Source organism: Lentzea sp. NPDC092896, assembly GCF_044754905.1.
Lineage (GTDB): Bacteria > Actinomycetota > Actinomycetes > Mycobacteriales > Pseudonocardiaceae > Lentzea.
On the sequence record NZ_JBIVPX010000004.1, the window covers coordinates 394,020 to 411,145 of the forward strand.

Annotated in this window: 20 protein-coding genes; 12 read left to right on the plus strand and 8 right to left on the minus strand. The window is 68.9% G+C overall.

All coding sequences use genetic code 11. The features are described from left to right. Nucleotides 1–20 precede the first annotated feature (20 nt). Entirely contained in the window at nt 21–800 is a 780-nt protein-coding gene (locus ACIQF0_RS22790; protein ID WP_401032284.1) for a carbon-nitrogen hydrolase family protein, read from the minus strand. Between the two features lie 24 nt (nt 801–824). On the opposite strand from ACIQF0_RS22790, the gene ACIQF0_RS22795 reads away from it, so the two are divergent. Then, nucleotides 825–2,324 (plus strand): ABC transporter substrate-binding protein, encoded by a 1,500-nt coding sequence (locus ACIQF0_RS22795; RefSeq protein WP_401032287.1) that lies wholly within the window; start codon nt 825–827, stop codon nt 2,322–2,324. On the opposite strand, the gene ACIQF0_RS22800 is transcribed toward ACIQF0_RS22795, so the two are convergent. Beyond that, nucleotides 2,317–2,808: a hypothetical protein gene (locus ACIQF0_RS22800; RefSeq protein ID WP_401032290.1), complete on the minus strand. Its 492-nt coding sequence runs from the start codon at nt 2,806–2,808 to the stop codon at nt 2,317–2,319. The genes ACIQF0_RS22795 and ACIQF0_RS22800 overlap by 8 nt on opposite strands. A gap of 10 nt (nt 2,809–2,818) precedes the next feature. Then, nucleotides 2,819–3,256: a hypothetical protein gene (locus ACIQF0_RS22805; protein WP_401032293.1), complete on the minus strand. Its 438-nt coding sequence runs from the start codon at nt 3,254–3,256 to the stop codon at nt 2,819–2,821. Between the two features lie 78 nt (nt 3,257–3,334). Here ACIQF0_RS22805 and ACIQF0_RS22810 point away from each other — a divergent pair, with 78 nt between their 5' ends. Then, entirely contained in the window at nt 3,335–4,456 is a 1,122-nt protein-coding gene (locus ACIQF0_RS22810) for an aminotransferase class V-fold PLP-dependent enzyme (protein WP_401032295.1), read from the plus strand. Here the strand turns inward: ACIQF0_RS22810 and ACIQF0_RS22815 are convergent. Continuing rightward, on the minus strand, nt 4,440–5,735 hold the full coding sequence (locus ACIQF0_RS22815) for a M14 family metallopeptidase (protein WP_401032297.1): 1,296 nt from the start codon (nt 5,733–5,735) through the stop codon (nt 4,440–4,442). The genes ACIQF0_RS22810 and ACIQF0_RS22815 overlap by 17 nt on opposite strands. A gap of 133 nt (nt 5,736–5,868) precedes the next feature. On the opposite strand from ACIQF0_RS22815, the gene hisD reads away from it, so the two are divergent. The 4 genes from hisD to ACIQF0_RS22835 are packed head-to-tail and all read left to right on the plus strand — an operon-like array spanning nt 5,869 to nt 9,057. After that, nucleotides 5,869–7,203 (plus strand): histidinol dehydrogenase, encoded by a 1,335-nt coding sequence (gene hisD, locus ACIQF0_RS22820; protein WP_401032300.1) that lies wholly within the window; start codon nt 5,869–5,871, stop codon nt 7,201–7,203. Beyond that, nucleotides 7,200–8,306: a histidinol-phosphate transaminase gene (locus ACIQF0_RS22825; RefSeq protein ID WP_360041597.1), complete on the plus strand. Its 1,107-nt coding sequence runs from the start codon at nt 7,200–7,202 to the stop codon at nt 8,304–8,306. Before hisD ends, ACIQF0_RS22825 begins: the two co-directional genes overlap by 4 nt. After that, entirely contained in the window at nt 8,303–8,902 is a 600-nt protein-coding gene (gene hisB, locus ACIQF0_RS22830; protein ID WP_360041594.1) for an imidazoleglycerol-phosphate dehydratase HisB, read from the plus strand. The genes ACIQF0_RS22825 and hisB overlap by 4 nt, the downstream gene beginning before the upstream one ends. Continuing rightward, nucleotides 8,902–9,057, plus strand: coding sequence for a hypothetical protein (locus tag ACIQF0_RS22835; protein ID WP_401032304.1), 156 nt, complete (start codon nt 8,902–8,904; stop codon nt 9,055–9,057). The genes hisB and ACIQF0_RS22835 overlap by 1 nt, the downstream gene beginning before the upstream one ends. On the opposite strand, the gene ACIQF0_RS22840 is transcribed toward ACIQF0_RS22835, so the two are convergent. The 3 genes from ACIQF0_RS22840 to soxR are packed head-to-tail and all read right to left on the minus strand — an operon-like array spanning nt 9,054 to nt 10,671. Next, complete coding sequence (locus ACIQF0_RS22840) at nt 9,054–9,659, minus strand: class I SAM-dependent methyltransferase (RefSeq protein WP_401032307.1); 606 nt, start codon at nt 9,657–9,659, stop codon at nt 9,054–9,056. The genes ACIQF0_RS22835 and ACIQF0_RS22840 overlap by 4 nt on opposite strands. Further along, nucleotides 9,656–10,180, minus strand: coding sequence for an RNA 2'-phosphotransferase (locus ACIQF0_RS22845; RefSeq protein WP_401032309.1), 525 nt, complete (start codon nt 10,178–10,180; stop codon nt 9,656–9,658). The genes ACIQF0_RS22840 and ACIQF0_RS22845 overlap by 4 nt, the downstream gene beginning before the upstream one ends. A gap of 44 nt (nt 10,181–10,224) precedes the next feature. Continuing rightward, nucleotides 10,225–10,671 carry a redox-sensitive transcriptional activator SoxR gene (gene soxR / locus ACIQF0_RS22850; protein WP_245822099.1) on the minus strand — a complete coding sequence of 149 codons (447 nt, stop codon included), beginning with the start codon at nt 10,669–10,671 and terminating at the stop codon, nt 10,225–10,227. Nucleotides 10,672–10,744: 73 nt separating this feature from the next. Between soxR and ACIQF0_RS22855 the strand changes: the two genes are divergently transcribed. The 6 genes from ACIQF0_RS22855 (at nt 10,745) to priA (ending at nt 16,224) form a co-directional block, all read left to right on the plus strand. Then, nucleotides 10,745–11,407 (plus strand): thiamine pyrophosphate-dependent enzyme, encoded by a 663-nt coding sequence (locus ACIQF0_RS22855; protein WP_401032312.1) that lies wholly within the window; start codon nt 10,745–10,747, stop codon nt 11,405–11,407. Further along, entirely contained in the window at nt 11,407–12,300 is an 894-nt protein-coding gene (locus ACIQF0_RS22860; RefSeq protein ID WP_360041579.1) for a transketolase C-terminal domain-containing protein, read from the plus strand. Before ACIQF0_RS22855 ends, ACIQF0_RS22860 begins: the two co-directional genes overlap by 1 nt. A gap of 196 nt (nt 12,301–12,496) precedes the next feature. Further along, entirely contained in the window at nt 12,497–13,309 is an 813-nt protein-coding gene (locus tag ACIQF0_RS22865) for a hypothetical protein (protein ID WP_401032315.1), read from the plus strand. A gap of 10 nt (nt 13,310–13,319) precedes the next feature. Further along, nucleotides 13,320–13,955, plus strand: coding sequence for an imidazole glycerol phosphate synthase subunit HisH (hisH, locus tag ACIQF0_RS22870; protein ID WP_401032318.1), 636 nt, complete (start codon nt 13,320–13,322; stop codon nt 13,953–13,955). After that, nucleotides 13,952–15,496 (plus strand): hypothetical protein, encoded by a 1,545-nt coding sequence (locus ACIQF0_RS22875; protein WP_401032321.1) that lies wholly within the window; start codon nt 13,952–13,954, stop codon nt 15,494–15,496. The genes hisH and ACIQF0_RS22875 overlap by 4 nt, the downstream gene beginning before the upstream one ends. Continuing rightward, entirely contained in the window at nt 15,493–16,224 is a 732-nt protein-coding gene (gene priA, locus ACIQF0_RS22880; RefSeq protein WP_401032324.1) for a bifunctional 1-(5-phosphoribosyl)-5-((5-phosphoribosylamino)methylideneamino)imidazole-4-carboxamide isomerase/phosphoribosylanthranilate isomerase PriA, read from the plus strand. Before ACIQF0_RS22875 ends, priA begins: the two co-directional genes overlap by 4 nt. Here priA and ACIQF0_RS22885 read toward each other — a convergent pair. Beyond that, nucleotides 16,190–16,891, minus strand: coding sequence for a Clp protease N-terminal domain-containing protein (locus ACIQF0_RS22885; protein ID WP_330273353.1), 702 nt, complete (start codon nt 16,889–16,891; stop codon nt 16,190–16,192). The two genes, priA and ACIQF0_RS22885, sit on opposite strands and share 35 nt — an antisense overlap. Between the last annotated feature and the right edge of the window lie 235 nt (nt 16,892–17,126).

Here is a 17,126-nt window from a genome sequence, read left to right on the forward strand (position 1 = left end):
CTCGATCCTGTTGTCTCGACCTAACTGGAGGTCAAGCGCCGGTTCGCCAGCACGGGCAGGACCTCGCGAGCCCGTGCCACGGAGTCGAGGTCCAGGTCGACGATCGTGTCGGACGGCTGCTCCGACAACTGCACGACGACCTTCCCGAACGGGTCGGCGACGGTCGAGTACCCGATCCCCGTGGGCGCCACAACCCCGAGATCCCCGGGATACGCCTGCCCACAGGCCACGACGAAGAACGTGCAGTCCAGCGCACGCGCCCGCACCAGCAGCTCCCACTGCTCCTTCTTGCCCGCCCCAGCGCCCCAGGACGCGCTGACGAGCACGGCGGAGGCACCCTTGTCGGCCAGAGCGCGGAAGAGCTCGGGAAAGCGGATGTCGTAACAGGTCGCCACGCCCAGCGTGACGCCGTCGATCTCGAACGTCACCACCTCGGATCCGTGCGCGACCGTGCGCGACTCCTGGAACCCGAACGCGTCGAACAGGTGGATCTTGTCGTAGCCGATGTGGATGTCGGGCCCGGTCACCAGAAGCGTGTTCGTCACCCGGTCACCGGAAGGCGTGAACATTCCGGCCACCACCACGACGTCGTGCTGCACGGCGATCTCGTGCACCGCGGACGCCCAGGGCCCGTCCAACGGCTCCGCGACGGGCCCGAGAGGCACGCCGAAGCGGCACATCGTCGCCTCGGGCAGCACGACGACCCGTGCGCCCTCGGCCCTACGCACCGCGTCGCGGACGAGCTCCAGGTTGGAGCGGGGATCGGTGGTCGAGCTGATCTGACTCACGGCGACGCGCATGGGGATCACTGTAGGGTCCGACTCGTGCGTTCCCCACTGCTCCTAGTCGTGTTGCTGGCCGTCGCGGGCTGCACCGAGACCCCTGCACCCCGCCCGGACGGTGGGCAGAACGGCACCTCGATCGTGCTCGCCGACCGCGACGAGCCGACCACGCTGAACCCGCTGCTCGGCTACGGCGTGCAGGGCGTGTCGAAGATCTACGACGGGCTCGTGGAGCACCGCCAGGACGGGTCGCTGACCCCGCAGCTCGCGGCGGATCTGCCCGAGCCGGCGGCGGACGGGCTGAGCTGGACGGTCAAGCTGCGCGGCGACGTGAAGTTCACCGACGGCAGCACGTTCGGCGCCGAGGACGTGGTCGCCACCTACACCGCCGCGCTGCAGAACCCGGTCAAGGAGCGGTTCAGCACCCTCAAGGGCGTCGAGCAGGTCGACCCGTCGACGGTCCGGTTCACCCTGACGCAGACGCAGGCGGCGTTCCCGCACCTGCTCGTGCTCGGCATCCTGCCCAGCGAGCAGGCGAAGCCGGACGGGCAGCCGATCGGCACCGGCCCGTACAAGGTCACCGAGTGGAAGAAGGGCGACCGGCTGCTGCTGGAGTCCAACGACGGCTACTTCGACGGCGCGCCGAAGGTCAAGAAGGTCACGGTCGTCTTCGTCACCGACGACAACCAGCGCGCCCGCCGCATGCAGGACGGCGAGTTCGACGGCACGGTGCTGCCGCCCAAGATCGCCACGCAGTTCGCCGCCAAGTCCGGCCTGCAGGTGAACTACCACCGCAGCGCCGACTACCGCGCCGTGCGGCTGCCCATGGCCAACCCCGTCACCGGCAACGCCTCCGTCCGGCTCGCGCTGAACTTCGCCGCGAACCGCCAGGGCATGATCGACAGCCTGCTCGAGGGCAAGGGCACCATCGCGTACACGCCGGTGCCGGACGCGCTGGCCGAGGAGTTCGACCCGACCGCGAAGTTCCGCTTCGACAAGGCCGAGGCGACGCGGCTGCTCGACGTGGGCGGCTGGGTGCCCGGCACGGACGGCATCCGCGTCCGCGAGGGTGTCGCGGCCCGTTTCACGCTGATGTACCCGCTGGGCGACGACCTGCGCGCCGACCTGGCCACGGCGTTCGCGGCCGACGCCAAGGCCGTGGGCGTCGACGTGCAGCTCGCAGGTCTCTCCTGGGAGGCGATCCGGCCGCGGATGGCCCAGGACGCGCTGCTCTACGGCGAGGGCTCGCCGTTCGACCCCGACCTGATGCTCTACGACCTGCGCGGCCAGGGCAGCCCGGCCGCCGACGCCGCGCTCGAGAACGGCCGCAAGCTCATCGACCCGGCGCAGCGGGCGGTGGCGTACAAGCTCTTCCAGCAGGCCTTCATCGCCACGCCGTCCATGGCGGTGCTGGTCTTCCCCGAGCACGCGTACGTGATGCGCGACTCGTGGAACGGCTACCAGCCCGTGGTCGACCCGAACTCCTACGGCGCGCTGGCCTGGGGCCCGTGGTGGAACCTGGAGAAGTGGGAGCCTAAGTAGTACGGGCGTTGATCTCGCGGACGGCGCGGTCCGGGTCGTCCGCCCAGAACTCGACGCGTTCGACCGGCCGCACGCCCGTCTTGCCGAGGTTCACGAGCTGCGGCTCGTGGAACGGCACGGACACGTTCGTCCTGGTCAGCGACTGGATGACGAGCGCGTCGCCGATCACCTCGACGCTGCGCTGCCCCTTGTGGGTGCGCTCGGCGACCTGGGCCGCGCCGAGGTCCGCGGTCGGCAGGCGCCAGTCGAAGAACCCCAGCTGACGCAGCCGCAGCTCGTCCTCGGAGATCGTGTGCGGCTGCTTGGCCAGCACGTAGAGAGCGCCCACGCACACGACCGCGTTCAGCACGCCCAGGACGATCAGCGTGATGAGCAGCCACGGGATGTCCAGGGCGAACGCGACCAGCGCGATCCCGACCGCCGTGATGATCAGGAACCGCAGGTACCTCGGCCGCATGCGCTTGCCGTAGGGGATCTCCACCATGCGGGTGAGCCTATTTTCGCAGCGCGCGAACCACGCCGTCGGGGTCGTCGGTCCAGAACTCGATCTTCGTCACGTCGTGCGCGCCGCGCCGGCCCAGGTCGATCTCCTGCGGCTCGTTCAACCGCAGCGAAACGTTGGTGGAGTTGGAGATCTCCAGCACCAGCGTGCCGTCCACAACGGACCGCGTCCTGTGCAGCGTCCGGCTCGTCGTGCCCTGCGTCACGCTTTCGATGGCGGCCAAGGGAATCCTGTATTCGAACTCACGCGCGTATCGCAGCCAGAGGTACCGCTCGTCCACCGAGTGCTTGAACTTGTGGAGCATCCACAGCTGCCATCCGAGCAGCAGTGCGCTGATCACCCCGAACGCGAGCAGCACGGCCCGCAGCCAGAACCACGGCACGATCAGTTCCACGAGCAGGATCTCCAGCGGTGTCACCACGATGAACACCCAGAGAAACGGTCTTACCTGTGCGCTGTAACCAAAAGTTTGATCCCCCATGAGTTCGATGGTGGCACAGTGGGGCGGGTGAGCGACCTGATCTTCCTGGACAGCGCCGGTTCCTCGATCCCGCCCGCCGAGGTGGTGGACGAGGTGATCGGGCACCTGCGCAGGGAGACCGAGATCGGCGGCTACCGGGCCGCCGCGGAACGCCGTGCCGACATCGAGGCGGGCTACGGCGTGCTGGCCGAGTTCTTCGGCTGCGAGCCCTCGGAGGTCGCCTTCACCGACAGCGCGACCCGGTCGTGGCTCACGGCTTTCGACGCCGTGCCGCTGGGCAAGGGCGACCGGATCCTGGTCACCGAGGTCGAGTACGGCGGCAACGCGGTGCCGATGCTGCGCCGCGCCGAGGAGACCGGCGCGACCATCGAGGTGCTGCCGTCCGACCGGCACGGGCAGCTCGACGTCGACGCGCTGGAACTGGACGAGCGGGTCAAGCTGATCTCGCTCGTGCACGTGCCCACGAACGGCGGCCTGGTCAACCCGGTCAACGAGGTCACCGCGAAGGCCCGCGAGGTCGGCGCGCTGGTGCTGCTCGACGCCTGCCAGTCGACCGGCCAGATAGACCTGCGCCACCACGACTACGACATGCTCGTCTGCACCGGGCGCAAGTGGCTGCGCGGACCACGCGGAACGGGCGCGCTGGTGGTGCGGAACGAGGTGCGGCGCAGGCTGAAGCCGCGCCTGATGGACCACAGCGCGGCGGAGTGGGTCGCGCCCGACCGCTACCAGCCGCGCGACGACGCGCGGGTGTTCGAGCTGTGGGAGTACAGCGTCGCGGACCGGCTGGGCATGATCGCCGCCGCGAAGTACGCGCTGGCCAGGGGGCTGGACGTGATCGAGGCCGAGGTGGGGGACCGCGCCAAGCGTTTGCGCACGGGGCTCGCGAGCATCCCCGGCATCACCGTTCAGGACCTCGGCGAACGGCAGTCCGGCATCGTCACGTTCACGAGCGACCGGGTGCCGGCGATGGAGCTCAAGGACCGGCTCTGGCGGCGCGACGTCGCCGTCACGGTGTCGCAGAGCGGGTCGACGCTGATCGACATGACCCGGCGGGGCCTGGACGAAGTAGTGCGGGCCTCCCCGCACTACTTCGTCACTCCTGAGGAGATCGATCAGGCGCTGGACCGGATCAGCAGCTCACGTTGATGACGCGCTTCACGCAGTCCGAGTAGCCGACGAACAGGTCGACGGCGCGGTCGTTGCGACTGGTCTGCGTCGCGATGGCCGTGTCACGCGGGTAGAAGCCGTTGAGGCCGCCGCTGCTCGGGAACATCTCGAAGGTGTACGACCAGATCTTGTGCTGGCCCCACATCCAGTCGTCGATGCTGCCGTCGGTGATGTACAGGTCGCTCGCCTGCTCCGGCGTGTAGCCGTTGGTGGCGGCCATCTGCTGGCCGAGCGTGCGGAACGCGCGTTCCTCGGTCGCGTCCAGGCCGGGCGCGGTGTTCGCGGTGGTGTAGCCGAACGGCCACAGCACGAGCTCCGAGAACGAGTGGAAGTCGATGTTCGTCTTGATCTGCTGGACGCCACCGACGACGCGCGAGTTCACGAAGTTCTTGATCACGTTGGTCTCCGGCGCCGAGAACGCCGCCGTGCCGCGGTAGGTGTCCGACGTGCTGGAGCCGCTGGACCCGCCGCAGCAGCCCCACTTGAAGCCCCAGTTGCGGTTGAGGTCGGTGCCGTTGCCCTGGCGGTTCTTGCGCCAGCCGCGGAACGAGCCCGTCTCGATGTCGTACTCGACACCGTCCGGGTTGACCATCGGGATGAACCAGATCTCGCGGCTGTCCACCAGGCTCTTGATCGCCGGCGTGGCGTAGTTGTCGGTGTAGCGCTTGATGATCTGCAGGCACTGCTCGACCGTCAGGTGCTCACGGGCGTGCTGGTTGCAGGTGAAGATGACCTCGGGTTCGCTCTCGTCGGTCGCGACGTTGTCGCTGAGCTTGAGCGCCCAGATGTCCCGGTTCTGGTAGCTCTTGCCGATGCTGCGCAGGCTCGCCAGCGCCGGGTGGTCGCGGACGGTCTGCTGCAGCTCCGCCGTCATCTCCGCGAAGTTGTGGTAACCCGTGTAGCCGGACGGGAAGTCCTGCGTGCCGATCTGCCCCGGCTGCGGGTCCTTGAAGTCGACTTTGCCGAGACTCTTGAGCTGCTGCTCGAAGTCGCCGACGTACTTGAGCGGCAGACCGGTGGCCTGCAGGGCCCGGTACTGCGCCTTGTCCGCGACGACCGAGATCGTGGTGAGCTTCGTCGCGCCGAGCACGTCGACGCCGATCTGGGCGACCTGGGTGCGTTCGGCGGACGTGTTCGCGGTGACTTCCAGCAGGTAACGGCCGGAGTCGGCGTTGCTGGGTGCCGCCATGCCCGCGACGAGCACGGGCAAACAGATGGCGAGCACTGCGGCGATCTTGCCGCGGCTCTTGCTGAACATCTTTCCTCCATCATCAGCAGGGGTTTGCGACGGAGTGGTGCTCGACCGAGCGTGGCCGTGGTGTCACAGGCTGAGGTAGCGCCGATAGCGGGCTGACCGTTGACAGATTTCTGCAGGAACTAGGCTGTCAGGCATGCTCAGCCGCATCGACCTGCGAGGTCGCACCACGACCCCTGCTCAGCTGCGCGCCGTCGTGCCGCGCGCCGAGGTGGACGTGGACGCGGTTCTGCATCATGTACGTCCGATGGTGGCCGCGGTCGCCGAACGCGGCGTCGACGCGGTTCTCGAGTACACCGAGAAGTTCGACGGTGTTCGTCCTGATTCCGTCCGTGTGCCCGCTTCGGCCATCGCGTCCGCTTTGTCCTCGCTCGACCCGGCCGTGCGCGAGGCGCTGGAAGAGGTGATCGCGCGCACCAGGCGCGTGCACGCCGACCAGCGCCGCACCGGGACGACCACGCAGGTCGTGCCCGGCGGCACCGTGACGGAGAAGTGGGTGCCGGTCGCGCGCGTCGGCCTCTACTCGCCCGGTGGGCTCGCCGTGTACCCGTCGACGGTCGTGATGAACGTCGTGCCGGCGCAGATCGCCGGTGTCGAGTCGCTGGTCGTGTGCTCGCCGCCGCAGGCCGAGTTCGGTGGCCTTCCGCACCCGACGATCCTCGCCGCCGCCGCGTTGCTCGGCGTCGACGAGGTCTGGGCCGCGGGTGGCGCGCAGGCCATGGCGCTCATGGCGTACGGCGGCGTGGACACCGACGGTGCCGAACTGGCCCCGGTCGACATCATCACCGGTCCCGGCAACATCTACGTGACGGCGGCCAAGCGGTTGCTGCGCGGCCTCATCGGCATCGACTCCGAGGCCGGCCCGACCGAGATCGCGATCCTGGCCGACTCGTCCGCCGACCCGGTGCACGTGGCAGCCGACCTGATCAGCCAGGCCGAGCACGACCCGCTCGCGGCGTCCGTGCTGGTGACCGACTCGGTCGAGCTGGCGGACGCCGTGGACGTCGAGCTGGAGCGCCAGGTCGGTGCCACCAAGCACGTCGAGCGGATCCGGACGGCGCTGGGCGGCAAGCAGTCCGCGACCGTGCTGGTGTCCTCTGTGGACGAAGGCGTCCGGGTCGTCGACGCGTACGCCGCCGAGCACCTGGAGATCCAGACGCGCGACGCCCGTGAGGTGGCCGCGCGGATCCGCTCCGCGGGCGCGATCTTCGTCGGCGCGCACTCGCCGGTCTCGCTGGGCGACTACTGCGCCGGCTCGAACCACGTGCTGCCGACCGGTGGCTGCGCGCGGCACTCGTCCGGGCTGTCCGTGCAGACGTTCCTGCGCGGCATCCACGTGATCGACTACTCCGAGGAAGCACTGCGCGAGGTCGCGGACAAGGTCGTCGCGCTCGCCAACGCCGAGGACCTGCCGGCGCACGGGCAGGCTGTCACGGCGAGGTTTCCCCAGAAGGGCGACGACACAGCATGAAGCCAGTGGTGGGCGCGCGGGTGGAGCTTTCCGATCTGCCTCTGCGCGAGGACCTGCGCGGCCGCACGCCCTACGGCGCGCCGCAGCTCGACGTCCCGTATCGCTTGAACACCAACGAGAACCCGTACGCGCCGACCGACGCTCTCGCGGCCGACGTCGTCGCGGCGGTCGCCGAGATCGCCGGTGAGCTGCACCGGTACCCGGACCGTGACGCGGTCGCGTTGCGCGAGGACCTGGCGGCGTACCTGACCGAGGCGACGTCGGTGACGCTGACGTCCGAGAACGTCTGGGCCGCCAACGGGTCGAACGAGATCCTCCAGCAGATCCTGCAGGCGTTCGGGGGCCCGGGCCGGGTGGCGCTGGGTTTCGAGCCGTCGTACTCGATGCACCCGATCATCGCGGCCGGCACGCGCACCGAGTGGTCGCCGGCCCCGCGCCGTTCCGACTTCTCGCTGGACGTGGAGAAGGCCGCCGCGGTGATCGCCGAGACGCGGCCGGACGTCGTCTTCGTGACGTCGCCGAACAACCCGACCGGCCAGTCGATCCCGCTTCCCGACCTGCGCCTGCTGATCGCCTCCACCACCGGCATGATCGTGGTGGACGAGGCGTACGCGGAGTTCTCCCCGCAGGAGAGCGCGATCAAGCTGCTGGACGAGTTCGGTTCGCGCCTGATCGTCTCGCGCACGATGTCGAAGGCCTTCGCGTTCGCCGGCGGCCGTCTCGGCTACCTGGCGGCGGCTCCGGCCGTGGTCGACGCGCTGCAACTGGTGCGCCTGCCGTACCACCTGTCCGCGCTGACGCAGGCCGCCGCGCGCGCCTCGCTGCGGCACGGCCCGGAGACGCTCGGCTCGGTGGCTCGCCTGTCCGCGGAACGCGACCGGGTGTCGGCGGCGTTGGCGGACATGGGTTTCCAGGTCGTGCCCTCGGACGCGAACTTCGTGTTGTTCGGCTGGTTCGAGAACGCGCGTGAGGTCTGGAAGTCCTATTTGGACCACGGCGTGCTCATCAGGGACGTCGGAATCGCGGGTCACCTGCGGGTGACCATCGGAACGCCCGAGGAGAACGACGCTTTCCTCGCGGCCAGCAAGGAGGTCAGCCGGTGAGTCGTGTCGGCAAGGTGGAACGCACCACCAGGGAGTCATCCGTCTACGTCGAGATCGACCTGGACGGCACCGGCCAGGTCGAGATCAGCACGGGAGTGCCGTTCTACGACCACATGCTCACCGCGTTCGGCGTGCACGGCAGCTTCGACCTGATCGTCCGCGCCACCGGCGACACGCACATCGACGCCCACCACTCGGTCGAGGACATCGCGATCGTCCTGGGCCAGGCGCTGCGGGAAGCGTTGGGGGACAAGAAGGGCATCCGCCGCTTCGGCGACTGCTGGATCCCGATGGACGAGACCCTCGCGCACGCCGCGGTAGACGTCTCGGGCCGCCCGTACACCGTGCACCGCGGCGAGCCGGAGCAGTTCAACAGCTTCGTGATCGGCGGCAACTACCCGTTCGTGCTCAACCGGCACGTCTTCGAGTCGCTCGCCTTCCACGCCCAGATCGCACTGCACGTGCGCGTGGAGTACGGCCGCGACCCGCACCACATCGCGGAAGCCGAGTACAAGGCCATCGCTCGCGCCCTGCGCACCGCCACCGAGCCCGACCCGCGCGTCGGCGGCGTCCCGTCGACCAAGGGCGTCCTCTGATGCCGAAGGAAGTCGTCGTCATCGGCCTGCTGGCCCTCGCGGGCTTCCTGGCCGGTGGCGTCTACACCACGTGGAAGACCGCCAAGCTCATGGCGATCATCCTGCTGGTGCTGACCGTGGTGGCGGTGGGCGGCGCCGTTCTCTGGCTGCTCTAGTCCTTGCGGGCGAGCACCCAGTGGAACGTCGCCGGGTCCGGTTCGTGCATGGTCACCAGGTCGTCGACGACGATCTCCAGGTGCTGCGAGAGCAGGTCCCGGTTCACGTCGGGCGTGTTGCTGCCGAAGAACATCTCGACGCCGAGCCAGGTCTCGGTGACGTCCGGCGTGCCGCTGCCGAGCGAGGCCAGGAACAGGCCGCCGGGCTTGAGCCAGCGCGCGATCTTCGCGATGAGCGCGGGCTGTTCGGCGCGTGGCACGTGCAGGATCGAGTAGAACGCCGCGACGCCGTCGAACTCTCCGTCCGGGAAGTCGAGCGCGGTCATGTCGCCCTTCTCGAACCGTGCTTCGGGCACGTTCGCGCGGGCCAGGTCGATCTGCCGCTGGGACAGGTCGACGCCGAGGACGTCATGCCGTTCGGCGAGCTTCTGACCGCACGGAACTCCCGCGCCGCAGCCGAGTTCGAGAACTTTGGCCTTGTTGGGCAACCGCTCGTCGAACGCGGCGAGATAGCGCAGCCGGGGGTCGTCGGCGATCTGTGCGGACCAGTCGAGGTACCGCTGCGCGATGGCGTCGTAGCCGTCCTCGACGGTCCGTTTCACGTCGTCGCCAGGTAGTCGGCCGGAACGTGCTGCGCGAGCCACACCCCGTTGGCGCTGAGCCGGAACTCGTGCCCGTCCGCGTGCATCGCCTTGGCGTCGACGGTCAGGATCAACGGCCGCCCACGCCTGGCTCCCACGCGCCGCGCGGTCTCGTGATCGGGCGAGAGGTGCACGTCGTGGCGTGACATGGGCCGCAGGCCGTCGCGCATGATGTCGTCGAGGTACTGCGCGACGGTGCCGTGGAACAGCTGGTCCGGCGGTATCGCGGCCGGCAGGCCGAGGTCGACCTCGACGCTGTGACCCTGGTTCGCGCGGATGCGGTCGCCGTCGATGCTGAAGCGCTTCTTGTCGTTGCGGTCCACGACCTCGCGCAGGTCGGCCTCGGAGACGCCGAGCGCGGTCAGGAGGTCGGCCACCGGCACCCAGCCCGACGGGTCGAGGGTGAGGCCGACGCGCTCGGGCTGGTGCCGGAGCGCCTTGGACATCCGCTTCGAGAGGCGGATCATTCGTTCGTCGTTCATTTGCCCCTCAGGAAACCACAGCGCGTCCACCGGTTTTGCGGTTTCTAGACGGTGCCGCCTTCGAGGGCGGGCTTGAGCTGCGGAGCCCCCGGCCCGTGTGAGGCCTGCTCGTCGTCGATGTTCTGCAACGCGCAGCTGCGCAACGACAGGCAGCCGCACCCGATGCAGCCGGTGAGGCGGTCGCGCAGCCGGTAGAGGGCGTCGATGCGCGCGTCGAGCTCCGTCTTCCACGAGCGGGACAGGCGTTCCCAGTCGGACTTCGTCGGCGTGCGGTTGTCGGGCAGCTGGGCGAGGGCGTCGCGGACGTCCTCCAGGGTGAGGCCGACGCGTTGCGCGGTGCGGATGAACGCCAGCCGGCGCAGCACGGAGCGCAGGTAGCGTCGCTGGTTGCCCGCGGTGCGGACCGAGGTGATCAGACCCCTGTCCTCGTAGAAGCGCAGGGCGGTGTGGGGGACGCCGCTGCGCTCCGCGACCTGGCCGATGGTCAGCATTTCCGGCAACTTGCTCACCGGATCATGGTAACCGCTTGACCTCCAGCATGGTCGAGGTTGAACAGTTGGTGGCATGCAGCGGCTACCAGAGCTCTTCGCGAGGATGACCGGGGACGAGAAGCACGAGTGGGCGGCGGCCTCCACGGTCGACGTGCTCTGGGTCCTCTACGACAAGGTCCTCAACGTCACGCCCGCCACCGTCGCCGATCCCGACCGCGACCGGTTCCTGCTCTCCAAAGGACACGGCCCGATGGCCTACTACGCCGTGCTGGCGGAGAAGGGTTTCATCGAAGAGTCCATTTTGGACGACTGGACGTCGTGGGACAGCCCGCTCGGCCAGCATCCCGACCGGGTGCTCGTGAACGGCGTGGAGATCAGCAGCGGCTCGCTCGGCCACGGGCTGCCCATCGCGGTGGGGACGGCGATCGGGCAGCGCGTCGCGGGGAGTCGCGGCCGTACGTTCGTGCTGGTCGGCGACGGTGAGCTGGACGAGGGCAGCAACCACGAGGCGATCGCGGTGGCGTCGCGGCTCGGGGTCGCGAACCTCACCACGATCGTGATCGACAACCAGTCCGCCATGTACGGCTGGCCCGGCGGCATCGCCCAGCGGTTCGCCGTCGAGGGCTGGCAGACCGCCGAGATCGACGGCCGCGACCACGAGGCCGTCTTCACCGCACTGACCGCGCCGCACGACCGCCCGTACGCGGTGGTCGCCAAGATCGAGAAGAGCTACTGATGACCACCATGCGCCAGGCCTTCGTGAAGGCGGTCAACGACGAGATCGCCACCGACCCGCGCATCGCCGTGGTGACCGCGGTGATCTCCAGCAACGAGTTCCCGCAGGAGAACGAACGCGTCGTGGACGTCGGGATCCGCGAGCAGACCATGGTGGGCGTGGCGAGCGGGCTGGCACTGGCGGGGCTGCGTCCGGTCGTGCACAGCTACGCGCCGTTCCTCGTCGAACGGCCGTACGAGCAGATCAAGCTCGACATCGGACATCAGGACGTGGGCGCGGTGTTCGTGAGCATCGGCGCGTCCTATGACGACCCGGCGTGGGGCCGCACGCACCAGTCACCGGGCGACGTCGCGTTGTTCGACACGTTGCCCGGCTGGACCGTTCACGTACCTGGACACCCGGAGGAGGTGACGCCGCTGCTGCATCAGGCGCTGAAGGACGACAACCGCGTCTACGTGAGGCTTTCGCTGCACGAGAACACTCAGGCGTATCCGGTGGGGGAGGGATTCACGACGCTGCGCCACGGAAAGCGCGGTGTGGTGGTCGCCGTCGGGCCGATGCTCGACCGCGTGCTCAAGGCCGTCGAGTGCGAGAACGCCGACGTCACGGTGTTGTACGCGGCCACGGTCCGGCCGTTCGACTCGGACGGACTGCGCAAGGCGGTGCAGGACACCGATCACGCCGACGTGATGGTGGTGGAGCCGTACCTGGAGGGAACCTCGTCTCATCTTGTGTCCGAGACACTGCAACAAATCCCGCATCGCGTTCGTTCTATAGGTGTCAAACGACACGCAGAGCTCCGCAACTACGGCACGGCCGAGGATCATGACGCCGCGCATGATCTCGACGTGGTCGGGCTGGGGAGCGCTGTGCGGAGTTTCTTCAGGGGGTGAAGAAACATGTTGGCAGTCATGGGGGATGACTGGACCGGCGCGCCTTCGCGCTCGGTGTGATGGTCAGCCGGAAGGGTGCGATCGGGCCGGATGCCCGGCGCACCCTTCCGCCGTTCGCACCCCTGCCCGTCTCGAAACGCGAAAACCTTGGCATGTCTGCCTGGACGCGCGAGGCGGACCAGGAATGATGTTGACCGTGAGAATGCTGATCTGGACCCCGTTGAACGCCGCCGAACTGCAGAAGGCCATGCACAGCGGCAACGTGGGCCCCGCGGCACTCGTCCCGGTCCCGTCCGGCACGGTGCTGCTGCCTCCTCCGGCCACCAGGCTCAACGAGGCCGCGTACATGACGAACAGGGTGCGCAAGCTCGGGGGCGGCGCCGCGCTGGCCGTCTGGAACGACGACGCCGCGTTGCTCTACATGTTCACCACGACGCTCGGCCGCGCCTCGATGTGGGGCTCGCGCGAGGCGGTGCTGCGGTTGTCGGCGCAGGCGAAGCAGTCAGGGCCCGTCGGACTGTTCTTCGACCGCATGACCGCGGGCATGGTCAACCTGCGCGAGAAGGAGAAGTGGCAGCTCGACGCCATCGACAAGCTCACCGCGCTGTACCCGGCGGCCAGTCGCAAGGCCACGCTCGAACGCATCCGCGACTTCGAGAACGGCCGCGCGGCGATCCCCGACTTCTTCCGCGCGGCGGGGCTGCAGGAGGTCGCGCAGGTCGCCGAGCTCACCGAGCAGGGCCGGGCGGACGTCGTGCTGCAGACGCTCGAACCGCCGCGCGCGCAGATGTGGCCGCTCGCGCTGATCTTCCCGTTGATCGTGCTGACGGCGTTGGTGACGGTGCTGCTCAACATCCCGGCGTTCGTGTACTACGTCGTCGGCGGTCTGCTTCTCGTGTTGATGTCCGGGCTGCTGGTCATGCTCAGGCGTCGTCTCGTGCGCACGAAACCGATCAACACCGTGTTGCCGGTCATCCCGGTCACGCAGGGTGCGGTCCCGACCGACTAACCTGGGCGGCGTGGCACGCGTCGTCGTACTTGACTATGGATCCGGCAACCTGCGCTCCGCCGAGCGCGCGCTTCAGCGGGTCGGCGCCCATGTCGAGGTGACGTCGGACCAGAAGGCCGCGCGTGAGGCGGACCTCCTCGTCGTACCCGGCGTCGGTGCGTACGCGGCGTGCATGGAGGGCCTCAACTCGGTGCGCGGCGCCCGGATCATCGGCGAGCGCCTCGCCGGCGGCCGTCCGGTGCTCGGCATCTGCGTGGGCATGCAGATCCTGTTCGAGCGCGGCATCGAGCACGGCGTGCTGACCGAGGGCTGCGGCGAGTGGCCCGGCACCGTCGAGCGGCTCGAAGCGCCGATCGTGCCGCACATGGGCTGGAACACCGTGCGCACGCCTGAGGGTTCGAAGCTCTTCGCGGGCCTCGACAAGGACACGCGGTTCTACTTCGTGCACTCCTACGGCGTGCGCCGGTGGGAACTGGAGCCGGCCGAGCACCTCAAGCCGCCGCTGGTGACGTGGGCGGACCACTCGGGCGACGAGTTCGTCGCGGCGGTCGAGAACGGGCCGCTGTGGGCGACCCAGTTCCACCCGGAGAAGTCCGGCGATGCCGGGGCACACCTGCTGCAGAACTGGTTGACTAGCTTTTCGTGATCACACGACTGCTGACGGTAGCCGCGATCGTGGCTGCCTGCGTTGCCGTGCCTGGGGGCGCGCACGCCGCACCGGCACCGTTCCACGACGACTTCGACAACGCCGTGGACGCCGACCCGACCTACGGCCTGAACGACAACCTCAAGCAGCGCCAGGGCACCGGCGCCGTCACGTACAGCCGGGTGTCCGGCAGGTGGAACACCGGTGACGTGCCGCGCCCGTGGTTCGCGCAGGTCGGCCATCCGAACCACCGCGGCAAGCTGTCCCTGCACCTCGGCACGACGGCCGTGCGGCTCGACGCGCCGTCCACCGGGTCCACGATCTCGGCGACGCTGACGCCGGTCGCGGGCGACCGCACGTCCGGCGACTGGTCGTCGATCGCGTTGGGACGTTCGGCGAACAGCTGGGGTTATGTGTCCAATCAGGACATCGACCTCGGTTTCCTGGTGCGCGCCAACGGAGGCGTGCAGATCTTCCAGCCGGGCAAGCCCGTCGTGACGCTGCCGGCGTTCGCCGTGGCCGGGGACGACGGCTCGTTCGACGTGACGCTGAAGCTCGCCGGGGCGAAGCTCGACCTCACGGTCAACGGCAAGCACGAGACGATCACGCTGGGCACGGCGGTGCCGACCGAGCGGTTGTGGGTCTACCTCGGGCGCTACTCCGACAACGACAAGACCGTCAGCCTCGTCGACGACCTGCAGATCGAACAGCTCAACTCCGACGACCTGCGCAAGCTGCCTGGGCCCCAGTTGCGCTACTACGGCTACTTCGGTGCACGGCTGAACCTCGCGGGTGGCAACCACCTGCCGGAGGTGCGTGGCCGCAGCAACCTCAACTGGGTGCAGATCAGCGACGTCGACGCCTACCGTCCCGAGGTGTTGCAGGACTGCGCTCCCGCCGGCTGTGTCGTCCACACGGGCAACGAGTTCTTCGACTGCGACGCGGCCGGCTGCCCGCTGCACCCGAACGCCGCCGAGCGCTGGCAGGTCCTCGCTTCGAAGGTGCGGCCCTACCTCGACCGCGTGGCCGGGTTCGTGCTGCAGGACGAGCCGTTCCACCACGGCGCGAGCTTCGCGGACGTCGAGTTCTCCGCCCAACAGATCAAAGACACCTTCCCGGACAAGAAGGTCATGCTGATCGAGGCGGGCGTCCGGGTCGACGACGCCTTCCGCGTGCCCGCCGCCGTCGACTGGGTCGGCTTCGACGAGTACTGCGTCGGCTACGAGGCGTTGGAAGCGCGCATGACCGAGCTGGAGGAACGCGCTCCCGGCAAGGAGCTGTTCCTGCTGCCGGAAGCCGCGCCGCAGTCGTGGTGCGCGGACCGGACGGACGCGGACCTCGAAAGCACCCAGTACCTGTACATGGCGCTGGCACGGCAGCACCCCGCGTTCGTCGGAATCATGGTCTTCGGGCCTTGGACGGGCGTCGGACCTGCCGCGACGGGCCCCGGCACACCGGTCCCGTCGAAGTTCCCGCGCGCCACGGAGGCCCAGGAGCGCGTGGCCGCGCTCGTGCTCGGGGACGCTAGGCTGCTCGGGTGACGTTCACACTCCTCCCCGCTGTTGACGTGGCCGACGGTCGTGCCGTCCGGCTCGTGCAGGGCGAAGCCGGTACCGAGACGAACTACGGCGAGCCGCTCGACGCGGCCTTGCAGTGGCAGCGCGACGGAGCGGAGTGGATCCATCTCGTCGACCTCGACGCGGCGTTCGGCCGTGGCTCCAACCGCGAGCTCATCGCCCGTGTCGTCGGCGAGCTCGACGTGAAGGTCGAGCTGTCCGGCGGCATCCGCGACGACGCGTCGCTGGAGGCCGCGCTGGCCACCGGCTGCGCCCGCGTGAACCTCGGCACGGCCGCCCTGGAAGACCCGGAGTGGTGTGCGAAGGCTTTGGCCGCGTACGGCGAGAAGATCGCCGTGGGCCTCGACGTCCGCATCACCGAGCAGGGCCACCGGGTCAAGGGCCGCGGCTGGACGTCGGACGGCGGCGACCTCTGGGAGGTCCTCGACCGGCTCGACCGCGACGGCTGCACGCGTTACGTGGTCACCGACGTGTCGAAGGACGGCACGCTGACGGGCCCGAACGTGGAGCTGCTGCGCGAGGTCTGCGCCCGCACCGACGCACCGGTGATCGCGTCCGGCGGGGTGTCCACTGTGGACGACCTGGTCGCGCTCGCCAAGCTGTCGCGCGACGGCGTGGAGGGCTCGATCATCGGCAAGGCCCTGTACGCCGGCAACTTCACGCTCCCGGAAGCACTCGCTGCGGTCCGTTGACCACGGTCTCAATGTGAGCGGCCGCGGCCGCGTGCGTCACACCCGTGTTGTGCAGCACGTCGGCCGCGGTCCCGTCCGCTTCGAGCAGAACGCCGAGCAGGATGTGCTCGGTCCCGATGAACATGTGGCCCATCCGCAGCGCCTCGCGCACGGCCAGTTCCAGGGCTTTCTTGCAGTGCGTCGTGTACGGCTGCTTCTCCGGCCGCTGCTTGGCCTCGGTGTCGAGCCGGTTGAGGGTCGCGATGCGCGTGCTGCCGTCGCCCGACTCCAGCTTCGCGATCGTCTTGGCCGCGAGCCCCGCCGACTCGTCGAGCAACCCGAGCAGCAGGTGCTCGGTGCCGATCCGCTCGCTGAACCGCGCGTGGTGCCTGGCCAGCGCGATCACCCGGCGCGACCGCTGCGTGTAGCGCTCCGTCGAGGGCTTGGACAGCTCCGGCGACTCCCTGGGCACGAACCGCTTCTGCGCGGCCTGCTTCGTCACGCCGAGGCTCTCGCCGATCTCGGCCCAGCTCGCCCCGCCGCGCCGCGCCTCGTCCACGAAGTGGCCGATCAGGTGGTCGCCGAGTTCGTTGAGCTGACCGCTCAGCTCGACTGCCTTCGCCAGGCGCACCAGCGCGTCGTCGGCCTCGCGGGCGACGGTGACGATGAGGTCGGTCAACTGGATCACGCGTCAACTCTAGGTTGACGCTGAGTGCCGGGTCAACCTCGGGTTGACGCGTCAGTGTCGTCTCAACGTTGACGCGCCTGATCCATGTTGAGTCAACATGGACGCAAGGGAATCAATGTTGACGCGCCCGGTCAATGTGCACTGGAGACGCGGAAGACAACGTTGTCATCGGCGAGCGACATCCTCATTGTGGGTTGAGCGGATCCAGTCAACGTTGATCCAGCGGCGTCCACGT